Source organism: Enterobacter cloacae complex sp. 397G4, assembly GCF_050031515.1.
Taxonomy (GTDB): domain Bacteria; phylum Pseudomonadota; class Gammaproteobacteria; order Enterobacterales; family Enterobacteriaceae; genus Enterobacter; species Enterobacter hormaechei_C.
This window is the reverse complement of sequence record NZ_JBLGWE010000001.1, coordinates 4,780,076-4,800,881: the sequence shown is the minus strand read 5'-3', so window position 1 is coordinate 4,800,881 and position 20,806 is coordinate 4,780,076. Positions and strand designations below refer to the sequence as shown.

The window sequence follows — 20,806 nt, the reverse complement described above, 5'->3', positions numbered from 1 at the left end:
TTAGTTGTAGGGATTGCAGGTGGTTTTCGCCCCGTCTCGGTGAGCGGGGCGCGATGTTGTTATTGGTACAAATCTAACGCCGACTGCATTGGGGTGACGCCAAAGCGTTTACCCAGGGCGATCAGTTCTTCCCGGGTGATGGTCTGCTTCATGCCGCCCATGGAATAGACCTTCACCAGCACTTCCGCGGATTTCTCGGCGGTGTCGATCAGGCCGAAGGTTTCATCCAGCGTCGGGCCGCTGCCGAAGACGCCATGGAACGGCCACAGCACCAGTGAATGTTTCTGCATGTCCGTCGCGGTTGCCTGGCCGATTTCGTCGGTGCCCGGCACCATCCACGGCAGAATGCCGACGCCGTCCGGGAACACCACCAGACACTCGGTGCTGCCTTCCCACAATTTGCGGGTGAAGAAATCAGAATTGTTTTCCAGCACGTAGGTCAGGGCGATCAGGTTGGTGGCGTGGCAGTGCATGATCACGCGGTCCTTGCCATTGGTCGCCTTGATGCGCTCGCAGTGGGAGAGGAAGTGCGCCGGCAGCTCAGAGGTTGGCACCGCCTCATCCGTCAGCCCCCACAGAATGTGGTAGCCCGCGCCGTCGCTATCCACTTTCACTACGCCGAGGTTGGCCTGCGGGTCGAGCTGAACGTTGCGGAAGAACTTCCCGGAACCGGTGACGATAAACGGCGTGTTGGCGAGCAGCGGCATCGGCTGGCTCAGGGCGATATAGCGCGGCTTCTGGTGGAAATCGGCGGCAAATGGCTCGATATCCGCGTCGTCCAGGCGTAGCGTCAGGTTGCCGCCGTTGCGCTCGTCCCAGCCCTTCAGCCAGGCATCGGAGGTGGCTTTGATCATGCCCTGGACGAACCAGGAGGTGGTGATGGTCTGCATACTGTGTTTCCTTTGAAAATGCCGGGTGGCGCGTTGCTTACCCGGCCTACTTTTACCTGTAGGCCCGGCAAGCAACGCGCCGCCGGGCAATGTTTTTTACTGACGAGCGGCAAGAACGTCTTTCTCATATGCCCGCACGTTGTCCAGCCACTGGCTGCCCGCAGGCGCATCGTGACGCTGGCAGTACATCTCCCACACCGCCTGCCACGGCAGGGATTTCTGCTCTTCCAGCAGCGCCAGGCGCGCGGTGTAGTCGCCGTTTTCTTCCAGCTGTTTCAGGGCGGCGACAGGCTCCAGCAGCGCGCGCAGCAGGGCTTTCTTCATGTTGCGGGTGCCGATAACCCACGCCGCGATGCGGTTGATGGAGGCGTCGAAGAAGTCGAGGCCAATGTGTACGCGGTCAAAGAGGTCGTGGCGGATGATTTCGCTGGCAATGGCCTGGGTTTCGTCATCCAGCAGCACTACGTGGTCGCTGTCCCAGCGCACCGGACGGCTGACGTGCAGCAGCAGGCGCGGGACGTAGAGCATGGCGGCGGAGATCTTGTCGGAGATCACCTCGGTTGGGTGGAAGTGGCCGGCATCCAGGCACAGCGCGGTCTGGCGGCTGGTGGCATAACCCATGTAGAACTCGTTCGAGCCGACGGTATAGCTCTCTGCGCCGATGCCGAACAGCTTGCTCTCGACGGCATCGATGTGGTGCGCCGGGTCCAGCTTCTCGCTGATGACCTCATCCAGCGCGGCCAGCAGGCGCTGGCGCGGAGCCAGACGGTCGACGGTGATGTCCTTCATACCGTCCGGGATCCAGATGTTCATCACCGACGGCGTGCCAAGCTGCTCGCCGAAATACGCAGAAACTCGGCGGCTGGCTTTGACATGGTCGATCCAGAACTGGCGGATTTCGTCGTTGGCGTGCGCAAGGGTAAAGCCGTCCGCGCTCAGCGGGTGCGAGAAGCAGGAGGGGTTAAAGTCCAGGCCCAGCTTGTTGGCTTTCGCCCACGCCACCCAGTTCGTAAAGTGCTCCGGTTTGATTTCATTACGCGCCACCGGCTCGTCGGATTCGAGATAAATGGCGTGCAGATTCAGGCGCTTTGGCCCGGGGATCAGGCTCAGCGCCAGCTCCAGATCCGCACGCAGTTCGGTGGCGTTGCGCGCTTTGCCCGGGTAGTTACCCGTGGCCTGAATACCCCCCGTCAGGGAACCGCCCGGGTTCTCGAAGCCAGCAACGTCATCACCCTGCCAGCAGTGCATGGAGACGGGCAGACGGTCGAGCTGGCGCAGCGCCTCTTCGACATCCACGCCGACGGCGGCGAAACGCTGTTTAGCCAGGTCCCAGGCTTGTTCAAGTTGAGTGGTCATGCGCAAAGCTCCTTAGTCAGTCGTTTTTGCTGAAACTGCGCCCGGTAGCGGGCAATTTCATGGCAGGGATGGGGGGTGAAGGTGGTCAGGCTGTTATTCGCCGTCACCACCGAACGGAAATCGTCGACGTTTGAAAGTTCGTCCAGGGTCATCAGCTGAATGCCGATATTGCCGAGCGTGGAGGCTTCAATCGGACCTGCCACCACGGTAATGCCGCAGGCATCCGCGCAGAGCTGGTTCAGTAGCTGGTTCTGGCAGCCGCCGCCCACGATATGCAGCTGCGTGAACGGTTTGCCGCGAAGGTCAGCCAGCTCGCTCAGGATGTCGGCATAGAGCAGGGCGAGACTGTCAAAAATGCAGCGCGCCAGCTCGGCGGGGCGGGAAGGTACCGGCTGCCCCGCTTCAAAACAGGCGGCCTGGATTTCAGCGCTCATGTGCGCCGGGTTGATAAAGCGGTCGTCGTTCGGGTTAATCAGGAAGGTGCAGGCCTTCAGCGTTTCGGTTTCCGCGATAAGCGCGGGCAGGTCGGTGATGTTCTGCTCTTTCAGCACCCGCTGGAGCAGCCACAGGCCCATGATGTTCTTCAGCACCCGGTAGCGCCCTTCGGCGCCACCTTCGTTAGTGATGTTCGCCGCCAGTGCGGCATCGCTGGTGTAGGGTGTTTTGCTCTCAAAGCCCATCAGCGACCAGGTGCCGGAAGAGAGGTACGCCGCGTCTTTGCCGGCGAGCGGCGAGGCAATGACCGCGCTCGCGGTGTCGTGACTGGCGACGGCGACAACAGGGATTTCATTCCCCTGCGGGCAAAGCCAGTGGCCGATCACATTGCCCGGATGGGTTGGCGCGCCGAACCAGGACGGCGAGGCGCCCGTCCAGGCCAGCAGATGTTCATCCCAGTTATCGGTGTTGATGTTAACCAGCTGCGTGGTGGTGGCGTTGGTGTATTCCCAGTTCATGTTGCCGGTCAGACGGTAGCTTAAGTAGTCCGGGATCAGCAGCGCATGCGCCACCTTTTCGACCAGCTCTGGCTGTTGCTCAACCAGCGCGCGCAGCTGATACAGCGTGTTAAACGGCAGAAACTGAATGCCGCTGCGACCATAGATGTTCTCCTTGCCAAGCTGGGCGATGGCGTGCGCCATTAGCCCATCGGTGCGGCTGTCGCGGTAGGAGACGGGCAGGCCGACGCGTTCGCCGTGACTGTCCAGCAGTACGTAATCCACACCCCAGGTATCAATGCCGATACTGTCGATGCGAATACCGTCTTCGCAGACGTTGTGAAGTCCGGTGCGGATCTCTGCTTCCAGGGCGTCGATATCCCAGGTAACAAAACCGTCCTGTTTTTGCAGACAATTGGCGAAACGGTGCATTTCGCGAAGCGTAAGGGTGTGCAGGTCGCAGTCCCAGGTGGCGAGCATTACACGGCCGCTGGATGCGCCTAAATCGACAGCCACACAATGGCGAAAAGTCATGGTCGGGTCCTTTCTTAAGTCATTAGCGAGGAGTGTAAGAAAGGGAAGAAATAGCCACCTTCTCGCCACTGACAGCCCAAATCTCGCGCTGGCAAGAAAGCAAAGATGAACGTGAGGGAGTTCACAGTTTCCAGTAATGGCGGGGTTTGCAGGCAGTGTGACGCTGACCGCATTTCCTGATCTTTCCGTCTGTTTCTTGAAAAACCGACAGCTTTTGCGCGGTTTGCTGTCAAAAATTTAAGGTGAGCGTGGAAGGCCTTAATTACTATTTTGAGAACTTTTCTCATTGGTGGGGGCCGTTATGACCGTACTGCACAGCGTCGATTTTTTTCCTTCGGGGGCTTCGCCGGTCGCGATTGAGCCACGGCTGCCTCAGGCTGCGTTCCCGGAGCATCATCATGATTTTCATGAAATTGTGATTGTTGAGCACGGAACGGGCATCCACGTGTTTAACGGTCAGCCGTATACCATCAGCGGCGGTACGGTGTGCTTCGTGCGCGATCACGACAGGCACCTGTATGAACATACCGACAACCTTTGCCTGACCAATGTGCTCTATCGTTCTCCGGATGCGTTCCAGTTTCTCTCCGGGCTGAATCAGCTGTTGCCGCAGGAGAAGGACGGTCACTACCCCTCGCACTGGCGGGTGAATCAGTCCACGTTGCAGCAGGTGCGTCAGCTGGTGAGCCAGATGGAGCAGAGCGAGGATGGACAGGAGACGCACGCCATTGCTACCCGCGAGCTGCTGTTTATGCAGCTGCTGGTGCTGCTGCGGCGCAGCAGCCTGGTGGAAGGGCTGGAAAATAACGACGCGCGCCTGAATCAGCTGATGGCCTGGCTGGAAGATCATTTTGCCGAAGATGTCTGCTGGGAAACGCTGGCGGATGACTTTTCGCTCTCGCTGCGCACGCTACATCGTCAGCTCAAGCAGCATACCGGGCTGACGCCGCAGCGCTACCTCAACCGTCTGCGCCTGATCAAAGCGCGGCACCTTTTACGTCATACCGACGAAAGCGTCACCGATATCGCCTATCGCTGCGGATTCGGCGACAGTAACCACTTTTCGACGCTTTTTCGCCGGGAGTTTAACTGGTCGCCGCGCGATATTCGTCAGGGGAAAGACGCGTTGCTTCAGTAACGCGAGGGCAGTCACCGTTTTTTTGCTGCAAAAAGGCTAATAATGTCCGGTTATTCGCCGTAGAGGTTGTGGTGTGGCTGCTCAGCTCATTCTTCGCAAAGATGATTTTTTTGCCTCCGCGAGTCAGGCCGTCGCGGTGGCCGACCGCTACCCGCAAAACGTCTTTGCCGAGCACACCCACGAGTTTTGCGAGCTGGTGCTGGTATGGCGAGGCAACGGCCTGCACGTCCTCAACGACCGCCCCTACCGCATCACGCGCGGAGACCTGTTCTACATCCGCGCTGAAGACAAACACTCCTACGCCTCGGTTAACGATCTGGTGTTGCAGAACGTCATCTACTGCCCCGACAGACTTAAACTGAATGTCGACTGGGCGGGCAATATCCCCGGTTTTCATGATGCCAGAGGCGAACCGCACTGGCGCTTAAGCAGCAACGGCATGGCTCAGGTGCGCCAGACGATTTCCCAGCTGGAGCAGGAGAGCCAGAAGAGCGATCCGGTGGCAAACCAGATGTCGGAGCTGCTTTTTGCCCAGCTGGTGATGACCCTGAAGCGGCATCGTTACGCTACGGATAATCCCTCTGCTACCACGCAGGAAGCGCTGCTGGATAAGCTCATCACCCGGCTTGCGGGCAGTCTGAACAAGAGTTTCGTGCTGGAAAAATTCTGCGAGCAGGAGCAGTGCAGCGAGCGCGCGCTGCGCCAGCAGTTCCGCACCCAGACGGGGATGACGGTCAACCACTATCTGCGCCAGCTGCGCATCTGCCACGCCCAGTACCTGTTACAGCATACGGAGCTGATGGTGAGTGAAGTGGCGATGCGCTGCGGCTTTGAGGACAGTAACTACTTTTCGGTGGTGTTTAACCGTGAGGTGGGGATGACGCCGGTTCAGTGGCGTCATCGCAGTCGAAAGGCAGCGTAATCAGTTCGCCATGCCGAGGCCGACGATATTGGCCGCAATGATAATCACCACACAGCCCAGGCTCAGCACGCCAACCGGACGACGCCCGGCATTGTTCCACTCTTTCAGCACCAGCCCAACCAGCCCGCCGCACAGCACGTAGAAGCTCATGTGCAGCATCCAGCTCATGTAGTCATACTGCGCCGGAATACTGGCGTGACCCCAGGCGTAGAAGAAGAATTGCAGATACCACATCAGACCGCCGAGGGCGGAGAGCAGGACGTTGGTGACGATCAGCGGTTTTGCCAGCGAGAAGTCGGCTTTTACCGACAGGTTCTTCACTTTTGCCAGACGAATGAAGCAGAAGCCGAGGTTTACCAGCGCGCCGCCGCCCATGATCACCACGTAGCTTGGCAGGGCAGCGTACAGCGGATCGACGCCCAGCGCCGCAGCGGCGTCGTGCATCGGTTTGGCGGCGTTCATGGCGAACGACATGCCCGCCGAGAATACGCCGCACATCACCGCCAGCAGCAGCCCTTTCTTCAGGTTGAACTCTTCGGCTTTGATGCCCATCTTGCGTTCTTTCAACTGGCCTGCGCGGGTGACGATGCCCACGCCGATCACCGCCACCAGCACGCCCAGCAGCGTCATTCGCCCGCCCTGAGTGTTGATCAGCACGTCGAAGTGGCCGTTGAGGATTGGCGTCATCAGGGTGCCAACAATCAGCGTAATGCCAATCGCGATGCCAATCCCCATCGACATGCCTAGGTAGCGCATGGTGAGGCCGTAGTTGATATTACCGATGCCCCACATCGCGCCGAACAGGAATACCGGCAGCAGGGTGGAGGCGTTGAAGGAGGAGAAGTAGCCCCAGAAATCGGGCAGCAGCATGGCGCTGATTGTCCACGGCAAAATCAGCCAGGACACGGTGCCGCCAACGGACCACATGGTTTCCCATGACCAGCCTTTCACCTTTTTAAACGGGGCATAGAAACAGGCTGCACTGGCCGCGCCTATCAAATGCCAGAAAATACCCATCGTAATCGCATGATTCATTTTTACATCCTCATCGTTTTTATAGCCGGAGGCTTCCCGCCGACTTGATGAGTGTAAAAATGAGGCGGTTTGGGAACCTTCAGAAGGTTGCCGCACTTTTGTTCAGGATGGCAATCAGCACGTTAAGCACGTGAGCAGACTCACAATTTTGTCATTTATCAAAAATCTAATAACCTTATAAAAACTGCGGCATTGATAATCATTTTCAATATCATTTAATTAACTATAATGAACCAACTGCTTACGCGGCATTAACAGCTGTGCCGCCCGACAATAATGGAGAGGATTATGAGTTATACACTGCCATCCCTGCCGTATGCCTACGACGCACTGGAACCGCATTTCGACAAGCAGACGATGGAAATCCATCACACTAAACACCACCAGACCTATGTGAACAACGCGAATGCTGCGCTGGAAAGCCTGCCAGAGTTCGCTAATCTGCCTGTTGAAGAGCTGATCACCAAACTGGACCAGCTGCCGGCAGACAAGAAAACCGTGCTGCGCAACAACGCGGGCGGTCACGCTAACCACAGCCTGTTCTGGAAAGGCCTGAAAACCGGCACCACCCTTCAGGGCGACCTGAAAGCGGCTATCGAGCGTGACTTCGGTTCCGTTGACAACTTCAAAGTGGAATTCGAAAAAGCCGCTGCAACCCGTTTCGGCTCTGGCTGGGCGTGGCTGGTCCTGAAAGGTGACAAACTGGCGGTCGTTTCTACCGCTAACCAGGACTCCCCGCTGATGGGTGAAGCTATCTCTGGCGCATCCGGCTTCCCAATTCTGGGTCTGGACGTGTGGGAACACGCTTACTACCTGAAGTTCCAGAACCGTCGCCCTGACTACATCAAAGCCTTCTGGGATGTAGTGAACTGGGACGAAGCAGCAGCGCGTTTCGCCGCTAAAAAATAAGGTTGCATTGACGCCTGTGAGAAGCGAGTCTGATGACTCGCTTTTTTTGTATCTGAAGGAGTGGAGATGCATTACCCGGTGAATGTGTTTACAGGCAAGGTAAGGGAGTACGAAGGCAGCCGCCCGAGCGCCATCGCCAAAGTGCAGGTCGACGGTGAGCTGACGTTGACCGATCTCGGGCTTGCGGGTGACCAGCAGGCTGAAAAGAAAATCCACGGCGGGCCCGATCGCGCGCTGTGCCACTATCCGCGCGAGCACTATCAGCACTGGAAAGCCGAATTTCCTGAACAGGCGGACCTCTTCGTCGCCCCCGCGTTTGGCGAAAATCTCTCAACGGAGGGGCTGACGGAGAAGAACGTCTTTATCGGCGACATTTACCGCTGGGGCGATGCTTTGATTCAGGTCACCCAGCCGCGCTCACCGTGCTTTAAGCTTAATTACCATTTCGGCATTCAGGATATGTCGGCCCAGCTGCAAAACGCGGGTAAAACCGGCTGGCTGTATCGCGTTGTGCAGGCGGGACAGGTTTCGGCGGATGCGCCGCTTGAGCTGGCTTCGCGCTTGAGTGAGGTGTCGGTATACGAGGCCTGCGCAATTGCCTGGCATATGCCGTTTGATGACGAGCAGTATCACCGCCTGCTGTCAGCGGCGGGATTATCCACCAGCTGGACCAGAACGATGCAGAAGCGGCGGTTAAGCGGCAAGATCGAGAGCAGTTCGCGGAGATTGTGGGGGAAAGAGATTCCGTAGAAAGTAGGCCGGGTAAGGCGAAGCCGCCACCCGGCACATACGGTTACGAACGCTTATACAGCGGCAGCCACAGCGTTAACCTCAGCCCGCCCAGCGGGCTGTCATCGGCTTTCACCCAGCCACGGTGCTGTTGCATGGCGGTTTCAACAATCGCCAGACCTAGCCCCGTACCACCAGATTCACGGTCGCGCGCCTCGTCGGTGCGGTAGAACGGACGGAAAATCTGCTCGCGATCTTCCGGGCTGACGCCAGGACCATCGTCATCGACAATGACGGTAATCCCGTCTTTATCCACCGAAAACGCCACTTCAATCTTCGTGTGCGAATAGCGCAGGGCGTTACGCACGATATTCTCCAGCGCGCTTTCCAGCGTGTTGGGGTTACCGTAGAGCGGCCACGGGCCCGGCGGGAAGTTGACGGTGAACGATTTGCCCATCTGCTCCGCTTCGAACGCCGCGTTGTCCAGCACCTCATGCCAGAGGTGATTGGCTTTCACCGTTTCGCTCACAAGCGCGTTTTTCTGCTGATTGCGAGACATCACCAGCAGATCGTTGATCATGCTGTCCAGGCGATGCGCTTCCGTCTCAATACGCTCCAGCTCTTTGCTCTCACCGCTGCGGCGGCGCAGCAGGGCGGTACCCAGCTGTAAGCGCGTGAGCGGCGTCCGCAGCTCGTGGGAGATATCCGACAGCAGGCGTTGCTGCGCGGTCATCATGCGGTCAAGAGCAGAGACCATCTGGTTAAAACTGGTTCCGGCGGCCAGGAACTCCTGCGGCCCGGATTCCAGCTCCGGATGCTGCCTCAGGTTGCCCTGCGCCACTTCGTCCGCCGCATTTTTCAGCTTACGCGCCGGTTTCGCCAGGCTCCACGCCAGCCATAACAGCAGCGGGGAACTGACCAGCATCGTGACAATCAACAGCAAAAGCGGACGGTCAAACAGCAGGTTGATAAAGTCGGACTGTGAACTGCTCGCAGGGCGAATCAGATAGAGCTGGTAATTGTCTTCCCCATCCCGCACCGAGAAAGGACCGACCATCTCTACCCGACCATATTTCTTTTTCTGTGGGTGATCGGCATTATCCGCTTGGCCAATAAAGTTGCGGATAATCTGCATTTCATTGCGATCGGCCCCAATCACGCGGCCTTCACTGGTGACCAGTAAAAGACGTTGTCCGGGGGGCGCCCACTTGTCGATAGCGCGAAACAACCTGCGCCACCACATTAAATCGTTCGGCGGATCGTTTGCCAGCTCCGCTTCCACGTGCTGCTCGATCATCACGCCCTGACGTTGCTCGCTGTCGAGTAGCTCCGTCATCTGGCGTGAGTCGAGTTTTGGCAACATCAAAACGAGCATTAAAACCAGTGCCAGCGTCAGCCAGAAGATGGCGAAGATGCGGGCGGTTAAGCTGCCTATCATGAAGCGGAAACCATCAGATAACCGCGACCACGCAGGGTTTTAAACCATGGGTGACCGTCTTTACGCTCCGGCAGCTTACGGCGCAGGTTAGAGATGTGCATGTCGATGGCGCGGTCAAACGGGGTGAGGCGTTTGCCGAGCACTTCCTGGCTTAAGTGTTCACGCGACACCACCTGGCCGAGATGCTGCGCCAGCAGATACAGCAGGGTGAACTCGGTGCCGGTTAGCTCCAGCGTTTCACCGTCGAAGCTCGCTTCCTGGCGGCCCGGGTTCAGGCTCAGGGAGTCCACTTCCAGCGTAGGTGAGCTGTTGTCGGTATTCTGCTGCTGCTCGCTCCAGTGAGAGCGGCGCAGGATCGCGCGAATACGGGCCACCAGTTCACGGTCGTTGAACGGCTTAGGTAAATAGTCATCCGCACCCAGCTCAAGGCCGAGTACGCGGTCAAGCTCGCTGCCGCGTGCAGTCAGCATAATGACGGGGGTCTGGTGTGTCTGGCGAAGCTCTTTCAACGTATCAATACCGTTTTTCTTCGGCATCATGACGTCGAGCAAAAGTAAATCGATGCTGTCGTCAAGGAGACTCAGCGCCTGCTCGCCATCATGGGCAACCAGGACGTTGAAACCTTCCATGTCGAGCAACTCCTTTAAAAGAGATGTGAGCTCTCGGTCATCATCAACTAACAGGATTTTATTCATTGTTTAAATACCTCCGAGGCAGAAATTACGACATCAAGGCTATCTAATCCATGACTTTACGTTGTTTTACACCCCCTGACGCATGTTTGCAGCCTGAATCGTAGACTGTCTCTCGTTGAATCGCGACACGAAAGATTTTGGGAGCAAGTGATGCGCAAAGTTACCGCTGCCGTCATGGCCTCAACGCTGGCCTTCAGTGCGTTTAGCCAGGCTGCTGTAGCTATCATCAGCGATAACGGTTCCTCAGCAGAGGGCGCAACGCAGCACAGCAGCCAAAGCCATATGTTTGACGGCATAAGTTTAACCGAACATCAGCGTCAACAGATGCGAGATCTGATGCAGAGGGCAAGACACGACCAGCCCCCTGTTAATGTTAGCGAAATGGAGACAATGCATCGCCTTGTCACCGCAGAAAATTTTGACGAAAGCGCTGTACGCGCTCAGGCCGAAAAAATGGCGCAGGAACAGGTTGCCCGCCAGGTAGAGATGGCGAAGGTTCGCAACCAGATGTTCCACCTGCTAACGCCCGAGCAGCAAGCGGTTTTGAATACCAAACATCAGCAACGTATGAATCAGTTGCGTGAGGTTGCACGGATGCAGCGAAGCTCAGATATGACGCTTTTCAGTAGCAATAGCAGTACCCGTAGTAACCAGTAAACCCTGTTTTCCTTGCCATAGACACCATCCCTGTCTTCCCCCACATGATGTGGGGGTTTTTTTTGCCCATTGTTCAGGTTTGTTAACGCTTTATTCATCCTTTCACTCCACCACCATCCGTTATACTAGCGCCATGGCATGACAGGAGTGTTTATGAATCAATCCTATGGACGGCTGGTAAGCCGGGCCGCAATAGCCGCGACGGTGATGGCGTCGTGTTTGCTGATCATTAAAATTTTCGCGTGGTGGTACACCGGGTCGGTCAGTATTCTGGCGGCACTGGTGGATTCACTGGTGGATATTGCCGCCTCGCTGACCAACCTGCTGGTGGTGCGCTACTCGCTGCAACCGGCGGATGAAGAGCATACGTTTGGCCACGGCAAAGCGGAATCGCTGGCCGCGCTGGCACAAAGCATGTTTATTTCGGGCTCTGCGCTTTTCCTGTTTTTGACCGGTATTCAGCATCTTATTTCGCCTTCTCCGATGAACGATCCGGGCGTTGGCGTGGTCGTAACGGTAGTTGCACTTATAAGCACACTTGTTCTTGTAACGTTCCAGCGCTGGGTTGTACGCAAAACACAAAGCCAGGCTGTACGGGCCGATATGCTTCATTATCAGTCTGATGTTATGATGAATGGGGCTATTCTTATTGCGCTTGGTCTGGCCTGGTATGGCTGGCATCGGGCCGATGCGTTGTTTGCGTTAGGGATAGGGATCTATATTTTATACAGCGCCTTGCGGATGGGGTATGAAGCGGTACAGTCGCTTCTTGACCGTGCGCTTCCGGATGCAGAACGTGATGAAATTTATGCCATTGTGACCAACTGGCCTGGCGTCAGTGGTGCTCACGATCTTCGTACGCGGCAGTCAGGGCCGACCCGCTTTATTCAGATTCATTTGGAAATGGAAGACAACCTGCCACTGGTTCAGGCGCATATGGTCGCTGAACAGGTGGAGCAGGCGATTTTGCAGCGTTTCCCTGGGTCAGACGTCATTATTCATCAGGATCCGTGCTCTGTCGTACCCAGGGCGTTTTGAGCTTTCGTAATTCGTTGTAAAAAAGTGAGCCAGAGCAGCATTTTGTGGATAAATTACCACCATATGGCCTGACCTGAATCAATTCAGCTGGAAGGGATTGATATACTATTTGCAGTATTCGACGGTTGAACAGTTTCTTCCGGCAGCAGATTTCAATTTTGCATTCCTAAGTTCAGAGGTAGTCATGATTAAGAAAATCGGTGTGTTGACAAGCGGCGGTGATGCGCCGGGCATGAACGCGGCAATCCGTGGGGTTGTCCGTGCAGCGCTGACGGAAGGTCTGGAAGTTTTTGGTATCTATGACGGTTACCTGGGTCTGTATGAAGACCGCATGGTTCAGCTCGACCGCTACAGCGTGTCTGACATGATCAACCGTGGCGGTACTTTCCTCGGTTCTGCACGCTTCCCGGAATTCCGTGACGAACACATCCGTGAAGTGGCTATCGAAAACATGAAAAAACGGGGTCTGGATGCGCTGGTGGTTATCGGCGGCGACGGCTCCTACATGGGTGCAAAACGTCTGACTGAAATGGGCTTCCCGTGCATCGGCCTGCCTGGCACCATCGACAATGACATCAAAGGCACCGACTACACCATCGGTTACTTCACCGCGCTGGGTACCGTTGTGGAAGCGATTGACCGCCTGCGTGACACCTCTTCCTCTCACCAGCGTATTTCTATTGTTGAAGTGATGGGCCGTTACTGCGGTGACCTGACTCTGGCGGCGGCAATTGCCGGTGGCTGTGAGTTCGTGGTGGTGCCGGAAGTGGAATTTAGCCGTGAAGATCTGGTCGCTGAAATCAAAGCCGGTATCGCGAAAGGTAAGAAACACGCCATCGTTGCTATCACCGAGCACATCTGTGACGTTGACGAGCTGGCGAAGTACATCGAAACCGAAACCAAACGCGAAACCCGCGCGACCGTTCTGGGTCACATTCAGCGTGGTGGTTCCCCAGGCCCGTACGACCGTATCCTGGCGTCCCGCATGGGCGCGTACGCGATCGAGCTACTGCTTCAGGGCCACGGCGGCCGCTGCGTCGGTATTCAGAACGAGAAACTGGTTCACCATGACATCATCGACGCCATTGAAAACATGAAGCGTCCGTTCAAAGGTGACTGGCTGGACTGCGCGAAAAAACTGTACTGATTGATTGACTCTGTTGCCCGGTGGCGCTGCGCTTACCGGGCCTACAAAAGCACGATTCGTAGGCCGGGTAAGGCGTAGCCGCCACCCGGCTTTTTTATGCGTGCACGCTTTTTTATTCCACTACGTTATAGCCAATCTTTTTTTATTCTTTAATCATCGGTTAGCTTTCTGGCACGCTGCATTCATCAAAACACTACACAAGAGAGCTGGGCGATGAATAAATGGGGCGTGGGGTTAACATTATTGCTGGCATCGACCAGCGTTCTGGCAAAGGACATTCAGTTACTGAACGTGTCGTACGATCCGACGCGTGAACTGTACGACCAGTACAACAAAGCTTTCGCGGCGCACTGGAAACAGGAAACCGGCGATAACGTGGTGGTTCGCCAGTCTCACGGTGGTTCTGGCAAGCAGGCGACCTCCGTCATCAACGGTATTGAAGCCGACGTGGTGACCCTGGCGCTGGCCTACGATGTTGACGCTATCGCCGAGCGTGGCCGTATCGACAAAAACTGGATCAAACGCCTGCCGGATAACTCCGCGCCATACACCTCGACCATTGTTTTCCTGGTGCGTAAAGGCAACCCGAAACAGATTAAGGACTGGAACGACCTGATTAAGCCAGGCGTGTCTGTCATTACCCCGAACCCAAAAAGCTCCGGCGGCGCACGCTGGAACTATCTGGCAGCCTGGGGCTACGCGCTGCACCACAACAACGGCGATCAGGCCAAAGCACAGGACTTCGTCAAAGCACTGTTTAAAAACGTCGAAGTGCTGGACTCCGGCGCGCGCGGCGCAACCAACACCTTCGTCGAACGCGGCATTGGCGACGTGCTGATCGCCTGGGAAAACGAAGCCCTGCTGGCGACCAACGAGCTGGGTAAAGACAAGTTCGAGATCGTCACCCCGAGCGAATCCATCCTCGCTGAGCCGACCGTCTCCGTCGTCGATAAGGTTGTTGATAAGAAGGGCACCAAAGCGGTGGCGGAAGCCTACCTGAAGTACCTCTACTCACCTGAAGGGCAGGAAATTGCGGCGAAAAACTTCTACCGCCCACGCGATGAGGCTGTCGCGAAGAAATACGAAAACGCCTTCCCGAAACTGAAGCTGTTCACTATTGATGAGGTTTTTGGCGGCTGGACCAAAGCGCAGAAAGAGCACTTCTCTAACGGCGGCACCTTCGACCAGATCAGCAAGCGCTAAGCGTTTTACAAAGAACGACACGGTAACCCGGTGTGAGAAATCCGCCGGGTTTTTTATTTGGTCATCATTTTGCGTTACTCTTTTGCCTCTATTGAAAACAGGGAACGCGTTGTGAAAAAAATTATCTTACTGATTCTGATCGTTATCGCCCTTGCCGCAGGGGGCGTGTACTGGATGAAAGCGGGTAATCCGAATGCGTTGCGTCATATCGTTCTCGACCAGTGTGTGCCCAACCAGCTGCATAACCGTAACCCGGCACCGTGTGCGCAGGTGAAGCCAGATGCGGGCTACGTGGTGTTCAAGGACCGCAACGGGCCGCTGCAATACCTGCTGATGCCCACGTACCGTATCAACGGCACCGAAAGCCCGCTGCTGACTGAGCCGCAGACACCGAATTTCTTCTGGCTGGCATGGCAGTCTCGCCATTTTATGAGTATGAAACGGGGGGCCGACGTGCCTGACAGCGCCGTTTCGCTGACCATCAACTCCCCGACCGGGCGCACGCAAAACCATTTTCATATCCACATCTCCTGTCTGCGCCCAGACGTGCGCGAGAAGCTGAACGCGTCGCAGGGGCAAATCAGCACCCAGTGGTTACCGCTTCCGGGCGGGCTGGAAGGGCATGAATACCTTGCCCGTCGGGTGACGGAGAACGAACTGGTGCAGCGCAGCCCGTTTATGATGCTGGCGGAAGAGCTGCCGGAAGCCCGCGATCATATGGGACGCTTCGCGCTGGCGATGGCACAGCAGTCGGACGGCTCGTTTGTATTGCTGGCGACAGAGCGTAACCTGCTTACCTTTAACCGCGCGTCGGCTGAGGAATTGCAGGATCATCAATGCGATATCCTGAAGTGACCCCACCATAAATAGCGTTTACTCGCCCTGCCTGTCGCCGTAGACTTGCTGAAAAATTCTACAGGAGACAGGTATGTCGCTCTGGTTAACGCATCCTCTGCTGCTTCCCTCGCTGATCGTCGGCGTCACCATCGTGCTGTGGGCGACGTCGCTGTTGCCGGAATTTATCACCGCGCTGTTGTTTTTCACGGCGGCGATGACCGCCAGAATCGCCCCGCCGGAAGTGATCTTCGGCGGCTTCGCCTCGTCTGCCTTCTGGCTGGTGTTCAGCGGCTTTGTGCTGGGCGTGGCGATTCGGAAAACCGGCCTGGCGGACAGGGCCGCCCGGGCGCTGTCGGCAAAGCTTACCGACTCCTGGGTGCTGATGGTGGCAAGCGTTGTGCTGCTGAGCTATGCCCTGGCATTCGTGATGCCGTCGAACATGGGACGTATTGCGCTGCTGATGCCGATTGTCGCCGCGATGGCGAAGCGGGCCGGCATCCCTGATGGCTCGCGGGCCTGGTTTGGCCTGGCGCTGGCGGTCGGGTTCGGCACCTTCCAGCTCTCGGCCACTATTTTGCCCGCCAACGTGCCCAACCTGGTGATGAGCGGCGCGGCGGAAGGCTCATACGGTATCCACCTCAACTATGTCCCGTATCTGCTGCTGCACACCCCGGTGCTGGGTATTCTCAAAGGCCTGATTCTGATTGGCCTGATCTGCTGGCTGTTCCCCGGCAACCCGAAACCGGCGAAGGATCTCACGCCATCGGAACCGATGGGGCGTGACGAAAAACGGCTCGCCTGGCTGCTGGCGGTGGTGTTGACGATGTGGGTGACGGAGAGCTGGCACGGCGTTGGGCCAGCGTGGACGGGGCTGGCGGCCTCGGTCATCGTTATGCTGCCGCGCATCGGTTTTATCACCGGGGAAGAGTTCTCGGCGGGGGTGAATATGCGCACCTGTATTTACGTCGCGGGTATACTCGGGCTGGCCATTACGGTGACGCAGACCGGTATCGGTGCGGCCGTAGGCGAGGCGTTGCTCCATATCATGCCGCTGGATGCAGACCGCCCGTTTACCAGCTTCCTGGCGCTGACGGGGATCACCACGGCGCTCAACTTCATTATGACCGCCAACGGCGTTCCTGCGCTGTACACCACGCTGGCGCAGAGCTTCTCCGACGCGACCGGCTTCCCGCTGCTGTCGGTGATCATGATTCAGGTGCTGGGGTATTCCACGCCGCTGCTGCCGTATCAGGCGTCGCCGATTGTAGTGGCGATGGGCTTAGGGAAAGTGCCTGCGAAGGCGGGGATGCTGCTTTGTCTGGCGCTGGCGATTGCGACGTATCTGGTGCTGCTGCCGCTGGATTATTTGTGGTTTAGCGTGTTAGGTCGTTTGTAGGGCGGGTTAGCGAAGCGCCACCCGCCACAAAGGCGATTACGCCTGCTTAGCCGCTTCTGCCGCTTTAACGATCACCGCGAAAGCGTCTGCTTTCAGGGATGCGCCGCCAACCAGTGCGCCATCGATGTCTGGCTGGGTGAACAGCTCAGCTGCGTTTGATGCGTTAACGGAACCGCCGTACTGGATGATGACCTGCTCAGCCACTTTCGCGTCTGCTTTTGCAATGTGGTCACGGATGAACTTGTGCACCGCCTGTGCCTGCGCTGGAGTTGCAGATTTGCCGGTACCGATCGCCCAGACTGGCTCGTAAGCGATAACCGCGCCTTCGAACGCTGCCGCGCCCTGGGTTTTCAGCACAGCGTCGATCTGACGTGCGCACACTTCTTCGGTTTTGCCTGCTTCGTTTTCTGCTTCGGTTTCACCGATGCACAGAACCGGGATCAGACCCTGCTCTTTCAGCACAGCGAATTTCTTCGCGATGAACTCATCGGATTCTTTGTGATAGGTGCGACGCTCGGAGTGGCCGATGATGATGTATTTCGCGCCGATATCTTTCAGCATTTCAGCGGAGGTTTCACCGGTGAACGCGCCAGACAGGTTAACGTCAACGTTCTGCGCGCCCAGAATGATGTGGCTGCCGTCAGCGGCACGTTTAGCCAGATCCAGGTACATATCCGGCGGAGCGATAGCAACAGCGCAGCCGGTCACGCCAGCCAGCTCTTTACGCAGGTTAGCAACCAGTTCGTTTACCATGTGGCGGCTGCCGTTCAGTTTCCAGTTACCCATCACTAAAGGATGTCGCATTTCAATTCTCCACGCTCAATAAGCGAATTAAGGAATATGGCCGCCCTGTCGGGCAGCATGGTCTGTGAATCAGTATAGAGATTTTCCCTCGAAAGGCTTTGCTTTTTGTCATTAATTCGCCCCCTCGAGTGCGTCTGATAGGGCCAGCTTAATCGGTTCAACCGCGAAGGTCAGCCCCTTTTCGCCGTTATCTGCGACGACATAGCGAACGGCACCTTCCGTATCGGCGTAATAGCGTTTGTTTTTCCCGGCGGTAAGCAGTTTTTGCAGCTTTTGCTGGCTTTGCGCTTTCGTGAAGGTGGGGGTAAAGGCGCGCAGAATAGCGCTCATGTACTCCAGCGCTTTCGCTTTCGCCGCTTTCTGCTCTGGCCCCTGAATCGGCAGCCAGGTGATCTGCATACTTTTGATTTTTAACGTTCCGCGCTCAAGGGCGGTAGAGGCATACAGATTCTCGTTAATTTTGCTGGCCGCGCGGGTCAGGGTCGGCGTATCGCGGGCGCTGTCAATCGCACGGAACTCTCCCAGCGGAAGTGAGGGGTTTTCTTTGTTGAAGGCTTCGCGGAACTGGCTGATAGATTGATCGAAAGAGGGGGCGCCCGCCAGAAGATAGGGGGCGGTGACCGGGGAAGCCGTTTCCGCGGCATACAGGGAAAAACTGGCGCTCAGCATCGCTAAACACAAATAAAGAGAGTGTGCCGAACTTTTCATCAACATTGCCCCTGGCCGTCATTGCCCATGATTAAAACGATATCTGGTCGGCTTGTCAAAAGGTCACAACTCCAGGGTAAAATGCGGGCTAAACAATAATAAGGAACCTTACATGACCATACAGCAGTGGCTGTTTTCATTCAAAGGGCGTATTGGACGCCGTGACTTCTGGATCTGGATTGCAACGTGGGTTGTCGCCATGCTGCTTCTGTTTTTTGTTGCCTACAACGCATGGCTGAGCACGCAAACGGCGGCATTTGCGCTGGTCTGTTTACTGTGGCCAACCGCTGCCGTAGTGGTGAAACGTCTGCACGATCGTGGCCGCTCCGGCGCATGGGCTTTCCTGATTATTCTGGCGTGGATGCTGGTGGCGGGGAACTGGTCAATGCTGCCCTCAATCCTCCCATGGGTGGTGGGCAGACTGCTGCCGACGGTTATCTTTGTAATGATGGTTGTCGAACTGGGCGCGTTTATCGGCACCCAGAGCGAGAACAAATATGGAAAAGATACCCTTGAGGTGAAGTACCGCTGATCACCAGTAGTGTTCGGCGGTCATGTGGCCCGGCCGGCGGCGAAGGTGCTTCGTCATCTGCCGGGTATCCTTCAGCAACTGCTGCGTATCGCGTACCATCTGCGGGTTACCGCACAGCATCACATGGCTGGTTTCGGTATTCATCGGTAAACCCACCGCTTCTTCCAGCGCGCCGCTTTCAATCAACGCCGGAACGCGACCGGTTAACGAGCCGGCTGCGGTTTCGCGGCTGACCACCGTCTGAATTTTTAACTTCCCGCCATATCGCTGTTCCAGCGCCTGCATCTGCGGCAAATAGCTCAGGTCTGCGGCGTAGCGCGCGGCGTGAACCAGCACGATATTTTTAAAGCGCTCCAGATTTTTGCCGTATTGCAGAATGGAGAGATACGGGCCGATGGCCGTGCCGGTCGCCAGCATCCAGAGCGTGTCACAGTCGGGGATTTCATCCAGCACGAAGAACCCCGCCGCGTCGGAGACAATCTGCACGTCATCGCCCGGCTTCAGCGCGGCGAGGCGCGGGCTGAGCTTACCGTCCGGGACGGTGACCAGATAGAACTCAAGGTCCGGGTTATCAGGCGCATTAACGTAAGAGTAGGCGCGCTGTACGCGTTCACCGTCGATATCCAGCCCGAGTTTGGCAAACTGCCCGGCAGTAAACGGATGAACGGGAGCGTGCAGCGTGAGGCTAAATAGCGCATCGGTCCAGAACTGTACCTTTGTGACTTTACCTGTTACCCAGTCCGCCATGATCTTCTCCTGTGCTGTTTCTCTCTTCTATCTTCCGTACTTGCGGGAAACATTTCCAGCCCATTCGGGCCGGAAAGCTCTATCGATCAAACGGTTTTACAGAATGTGCGTCTGTACGTCCGGATCTTTACGATCGAGATAATGAATGGACTTAATGCGACGAATGGTGCGGGATTTACCGCGGATCAGCAGGGTTTCAGTGGTGGCCATGTTGCCCTTGCGGGTGATGCCGTCCAGCAGATCGCCTTTGGTGATGCCGGTTGCGGAGAAGACCACGTTATCGCTGCGGGCCATCTCGTTCAGCGCGAGCACTTTATTGGCCTCGATGCCCATCGCCGCGCAGCGCGCCAGTTCGTCTGCTCCAATGCGAAGGTTCTCGTCGCTGTCGCCTTTGACCTCATGGCGTGGCAGCAAACGCGCCTGCATATCGCCGTCCAGCGCGCGGATCACTGCCGCAGAGACCACACCCTCCGGCGCGCCGCCGATGCCGTAAAGCACGTCGACTTCGCTGTCAGGCATGCAGGTCAGAATAGAGGCGGCAACGTCGCCATCCGGAATAGCAAACACGCGTACGCCGAGCGCTTGCAGGTACGCAATGGTGGCGTCGTGGCGCGGTTTCGCCAGAATGGTCACGGTGAGTTCGCTGAGCGCTTTATCCAGCGCCGCAGCGATATTGCGCAGGTTGGCGTCCAGCGGCAGGCTAAGGTCGATAGCGCCTTTAGCACCAGGACCGACGATCAGTTTTTCCATGTACATATCGGGCGCGTTGAGGAAGCAGCCCTTATCGCCCACCGCCAGTACCGCCAGCGCGTTGGCCTGGCCCATCGCCGTCATGCGCGTGCCTTCAATCGGGTCGACCGCGATATCCACGGCATCGCCTTTGCCCGTCCCGACTTTTTCACCGATGTAGAGCATCGGCGCTTCGTCGATTTCGCCTTCGCCAATGACGATAGTGCCATCGATATTGACCTGATTAAGCACAATGCGCATGGCGTGGACGGCTGCACCATCTGCGGTATTTTTGTCGCCACGGCCCAGCCACTTGTAGCCTGCGAGGGCGGCAGCTTCGGTGACGCGGGAAAACTCGATAGCAAGTTCACGTTTCATGAGGTACTCGTACAATCAAAAGGAATTGCACGAAGTTTATCACAGAGTGGGG

The 20,806-nt window shown here is 56.9% G+C and carries 21 protein-coding genes; 11 read left to right on the top strand and 10 right to left on the bottom strand.

Annotated features, from left to right (window positions below; all coding sequences use genetic code 11):
- Positions 1–59: 59 nt before the first annotated feature.
- The 3 genes from rhaD to rhaB form a co-directional block, all read right to left on the bottom strand.
- Entirely contained in the window at positions 60–890 is an 831-nt protein-coding gene (gene rhaD / locus ACQG1Y_RS23105) for a rhamnulose-1-phosphate aldolase (RefSeq protein ID WP_015569930.1), read from the bottom strand.
- A 96-nt stretch (positions 891–986) separates the two neighbouring features.
- Positions 987–2,246 carry an L-rhamnose isomerase gene (gene rhaA, locus ACQG1Y_RS23100; protein WP_047062221.1) on the bottom strand — a complete coding sequence of 420 codons (1,260 nt, stop codon included), beginning with the start codon at positions 2,244–2,246 and terminating at the stop codon, positions 987–989.
- Positions 2,243–3,712: a rhamnulokinase gene (rhaB, locus tag ACQG1Y_RS23095; RefSeq protein WP_045341579.1), complete on the bottom strand. Its 1,470-nt coding sequence runs from the start codon at positions 3,710–3,712 to the stop codon at positions 2,243–2,245. The genes rhaA and rhaB overlap by 4 nt, the downstream gene beginning before the upstream one ends.
- 301 nt (positions 3,713–4,013) lie before the next feature.
- Here rhaB and rhaS point away from each other — a divergent pair, with 301 nt between their 5' ends.
- Together rhaS and rhaR are read left to right on the top strand one after the other, a co-directional pair.
- Complete coding sequence (gene rhaS, locus ACQG1Y_RS23090; protein ID WP_015569934.1) at positions 4,014–4,850, top strand: HTH-type transcriptional activator RhaS; 837 nt, start codon at positions 4,014–4,016, stop codon at positions 4,848–4,850.
- Between the two features lie 73 nt (positions 4,851–4,923).
- On the top strand, positions 4,924–5,772 hold the full coding sequence (gene rhaR / locus ACQG1Y_RS23085; protein ID WP_017382695.1) for an HTH-type transcriptional activator RhaR: 849 nt from the start codon (positions 4,924–4,926) through the stop codon (positions 5,770–5,772).
- Here the strand turns inward: rhaR and rhaT are convergent, their stop codons facing one another.
- Positions 5,773–6,807: an L-rhamnose/proton symporter RhaT gene (gene rhaT / locus ACQG1Y_RS23080; protein ID WP_017694058.1), complete on the bottom strand. Its 1,035-nt coding sequence runs from the start codon at positions 6,805–6,807 to the stop codon at positions 5,773–5,775. It abuts the gene before it with no gap.
- A 288-nt stretch (positions 6,808–7,095) separates the two neighbouring features.
- Between rhaT and sodA the strand changes: the two genes are divergently transcribed.
- Positions 7,096–7,716 (top strand): superoxide dismutase [Mn], encoded by a 621-nt coding sequence (gene sodA / locus ACQG1Y_RS23075; RefSeq protein ID WP_368740792.1) that lies wholly within the window; start codon positions 7,096–7,098, stop codon positions 7,714–7,716.
- A gap of 66 nt (positions 7,717–7,782) precedes the next feature.
- Positions 7,783–8,466 (top strand): 6-hydroxyaminopurine reductase, encoded by a 684-nt coding sequence (gene yiiM / locus ACQG1Y_RS23070; RefSeq protein ID WP_063135449.1) that lies wholly within the window; start codon positions 7,783–7,785, stop codon positions 8,464–8,466.
- Between the two features lie 43 nt (positions 8,467–8,509).
- Here yiiM and cpxA read toward each other — a convergent pair whose 3' ends face one another.
- Positions 8,510–9,883: an envelope stress sensor histidine kinase CpxA gene (cpxA, locus tag ACQG1Y_RS23065; RefSeq protein WP_015569937.1), complete on the bottom strand. Its 1,374-nt coding sequence runs from the start codon at positions 9,881–9,883 to the stop codon at positions 8,510–8,512.
- Positions 9,880–10,578, bottom strand: a complete 699-nt coding sequence (gene cpxR / locus ACQG1Y_RS23060; RefSeq protein ID WP_003862004.1) for an envelope stress response regulator transcription factor CpxR — start codon at positions 10,576–10,578, stop codon at positions 9,880–9,882. The genes cpxA and cpxR overlap by 4 nt, the downstream gene beginning before the upstream one ends.
- A 150-nt stretch (positions 10,579–10,728) precedes the next feature.
- Here cpxR and cpxP point away from each other — a divergent pair, with 150 nt between their 5' ends.
- The 6 genes from cpxP to ACQG1Y_RS23030 all read left to right on the top strand — a co-directional run bounded on the left by cpxP (position 10,729) and on the right by ACQG1Y_RS23030 (position 16,856).
- Positions 10,729–11,235, top strand: a complete 507-nt coding sequence (gene cpxP / locus ACQG1Y_RS23055; protein WP_003862006.1) for a cell-envelope stress modulator CpxP — start codon at positions 10,729–10,731, stop codon at positions 11,233–11,235.
- 153 nt (positions 11,236–11,388) lie between these two features.
- Entirely contained in the window at positions 11,389–12,273 is an 885-nt protein-coding gene (fieF, locus tag ACQG1Y_RS23050; protein WP_017382698.1) for a CDF family cation-efflux transporter FieF, read from the top strand.
- A gap of 184 nt (positions 12,274–12,457) precedes the next feature.
- Positions 12,458–13,420, top strand: coding sequence for a 6-phosphofructokinase (gene pfkA, locus ACQG1Y_RS23045; protein ID WP_003862009.1), 963 nt, complete (start codon positions 12,458–12,460; stop codon positions 13,418–13,420).
- Positions 13,421–13,633: 213 nt separating this feature from the next.
- On the top strand, positions 13,634–14,623 hold the full coding sequence (locus ACQG1Y_RS23040) for a sulfate ABC transporter substrate-binding protein (RefSeq protein ID WP_032660777.1): 990 nt from the start codon (positions 13,634–13,636) through the stop codon (positions 14,621–14,623).
- 111 nt (positions 14,624–14,734) lie between these two features.
- A complete protein-coding gene (locus tag ACQG1Y_RS23035) occupies positions 14,735–15,478 on the top strand; it encodes a CDP-diacylglycerol diphosphatase (RefSeq protein ID WP_003862014.1) in 744 nt (247 codons plus the stop codon).
- Positions 15,479–15,551: 73 nt separating this feature from the next.
- Complete coding sequence (locus ACQG1Y_RS23030) at positions 15,552–16,856, top strand: SLC13 family permease (RefSeq protein ID WP_023304636.1); 1,305 nt, start codon at positions 15,552–15,554, stop codon at positions 16,854–16,856.
- A gap of 36 nt (positions 16,857–16,892) precedes the next feature.
- On the opposite strand, the gene tpiA is transcribed toward ACQG1Y_RS23030, so the two are convergent.
- Together tpiA and ACQG1Y_RS23020 are read right to left on the bottom strand one after the other, a co-directional pair.
- The gene (tpiA, locus tag ACQG1Y_RS23025) at positions 16,893–17,660 is read right to left on the bottom strand and encodes a triose-phosphate isomerase (RefSeq protein ID WP_003862019.1); all 768 of its coding nucleotides are present in this window, start codon (positions 17,658–17,660) and stop codon (positions 16,893–16,895) included.
- A gap of 111 nt (positions 17,661–17,771) precedes the next feature.
- Positions 17,772–18,368, bottom strand: a complete 597-nt coding sequence (locus ACQG1Y_RS23020; RefSeq protein ID WP_017383094.1) for a DUF1454 family protein — start codon at positions 18,366–18,368, stop codon at positions 17,772–17,774.
- A 112-nt stretch (positions 18,369–18,480) separates the two neighbouring features.
- Between ACQG1Y_RS23020 and ACQG1Y_RS23015 the strand changes: the two genes are divergently transcribed.
- The gene (locus ACQG1Y_RS23015) at positions 18,481–18,900 is read left to right on the top strand and encodes a DUF805 domain-containing protein (RefSeq protein ID WP_006808672.1); all 420 of its coding nucleotides are present in this window, start codon (positions 18,481–18,483) and stop codon (positions 18,898–18,900) included.
- Here ACQG1Y_RS23015 and fpr read toward each other — a convergent pair whose 3' ends face one another.
- Together fpr and glpX are read right to left on the bottom strand one after the other, a co-directional pair.
- Positions 18,901–19,647 (bottom strand): ferredoxin--NADP(+) reductase, encoded by a 747-nt coding sequence (fpr, locus tag ACQG1Y_RS23010; protein WP_193361320.1) that lies wholly within the window; start codon positions 19,645–19,647, stop codon positions 18,901–18,903.
- Positions 19,648–19,743: 96 nt separating this feature from the next.
- Positions 19,744–20,754, bottom strand: coding sequence for a class II fructose-bisphosphatase (gene glpX, locus ACQG1Y_RS23005; RefSeq protein ID WP_047638134.1), 1,011 nt, complete (start codon positions 20,752–20,754; stop codon positions 19,744–19,746).
- Positions 20,755–20,806 lie beyond the last annotated feature (52 nt).

What these genes read in the sequence shown, in the direction of transcription:
- rhaS (WP_015569934.1), top strand. Translation starts at nt 4,014, where the DNA reads ATGACCGTACTGCACAGCGTCGATTTTTTTCCTTCGGGGGCTTCGCCG.
- cpxA (WP_015569937.1), bottom strand. Translation starts at nt 9,883, where the DNA reads ATGATAGGCAGCTTAACCGCCCGCATCTTCGCCATCTTCTGGCTGACG.
- cpxR (WP_003862004.1), bottom strand. Translation starts at nt 10,578, where the DNA reads ATGAATAAAATCCTGTTAGTTGATGATGACCGAGAGCTCACATCTCTT.
- fpr (WP_193361320.1), bottom strand. Translation starts at nt 19,647, where the DNA reads ATGGCGGACTGGGTAACAGGTAAAGTCACAAAGGTACAGTTCTGGACC.
- ACQG1Y_RS23015 (WP_006808672.1), top strand. Translation starts at nt 18,481, where the DNA reads ATGACCATACAGCAGTGGCTGTTTTCATTCAAAGGGCGTATTGGACGC.
- rhaT (WP_017694058.1), bottom strand. Translation starts at nt 6,807, where the DNA reads ATGAATCATGCGATTACGATGGGTATTTTCTGGCATTTGATAGGCGCG.
- cpxP (WP_003862006.1), top strand. Translation starts at nt 10,729, where the DNA reads ATGCGCAAAGTTACCGCTGCCGTCATGGCCTCAACGCTGGCCTTCAGT.
- fieF (WP_017382698.1), top strand. Translation starts at nt 11,389, where the DNA reads ATGAATCAATCCTATGGACGGCTGGTAAGCCGGGCCGCAATAGCCGCG.
- ACQG1Y_RS23030 (WP_023304636.1), top strand. Translation starts at nt 15,552, where the DNA reads ATGTCGCTCTGGTTAACGCATCCTCTGCTGCTTCCCTCGCTGATCGTC.
- pfkA (WP_003862009.1), top strand. Translation starts at nt 12,458, where the DNA reads ATGATTAAGAAAATCGGTGTGTTGACAAGCGGCGGTGATGCGCCGGGC.
- rhaB (WP_045341579.1), bottom strand. Translation starts at nt 3,712, where the DNA reads ATGACTTTTCGCCATTGTGTGGCTGTCGATTTAGGCGCATCCAGCGGC.
- ACQG1Y_RS23020 (WP_017383094.1), bottom strand. Translation starts at nt 18,368, where the DNA reads ATGAAAAGTTCGGCACACTCTCTTTATTTGTGTTTAGCGATGCTGAGC.
- rhaD (WP_015569930.1), bottom strand. Translation starts at nt 890, where the DNA reads ATGCAGACCATCACCACCTCCTGGTTCGTCCAGGGCATGATCAAAGCC.
- sodA (WP_368740792.1), top strand. Translation starts at nt 7,096, where the DNA reads ATGAGTTATACACTGCCATCCCTGCCGTATGCCTACGACGCACTGGAA.
- yiiM (WP_063135449.1), top strand. Translation starts at nt 7,783, where the DNA reads ATGCATTACCCGGTGAATGTGTTTACAGGCAAGGTAAGGGAGTACGAA.
- rhaA (WP_047062221.1), bottom strand. Translation starts at nt 2,246, where the DNA reads ATGACCACTCAACTTGAACAAGCCTGGGACCTGGCTAAACAGCGTTTC.
- ACQG1Y_RS23040 (WP_032660777.1), top strand. Translation starts at nt 13,634, where the DNA reads ATGAATAAATGGGGCGTGGGGTTAACATTATTGCTGGCATCGACCAGC.
- glpX (WP_047638134.1), bottom strand. Translation starts at nt 20,754, where the DNA reads ATGAAACGTGAACTTGCTATCGAGTTTTCCCGCGTCACCGAAGCTGCC.
- tpiA (WP_003862019.1), bottom strand. Translation starts at nt 17,660, where the DNA reads ATGCGACATCCTTTAGTGATGGGTAACTGGAAACTGAACGGCAGCCGC.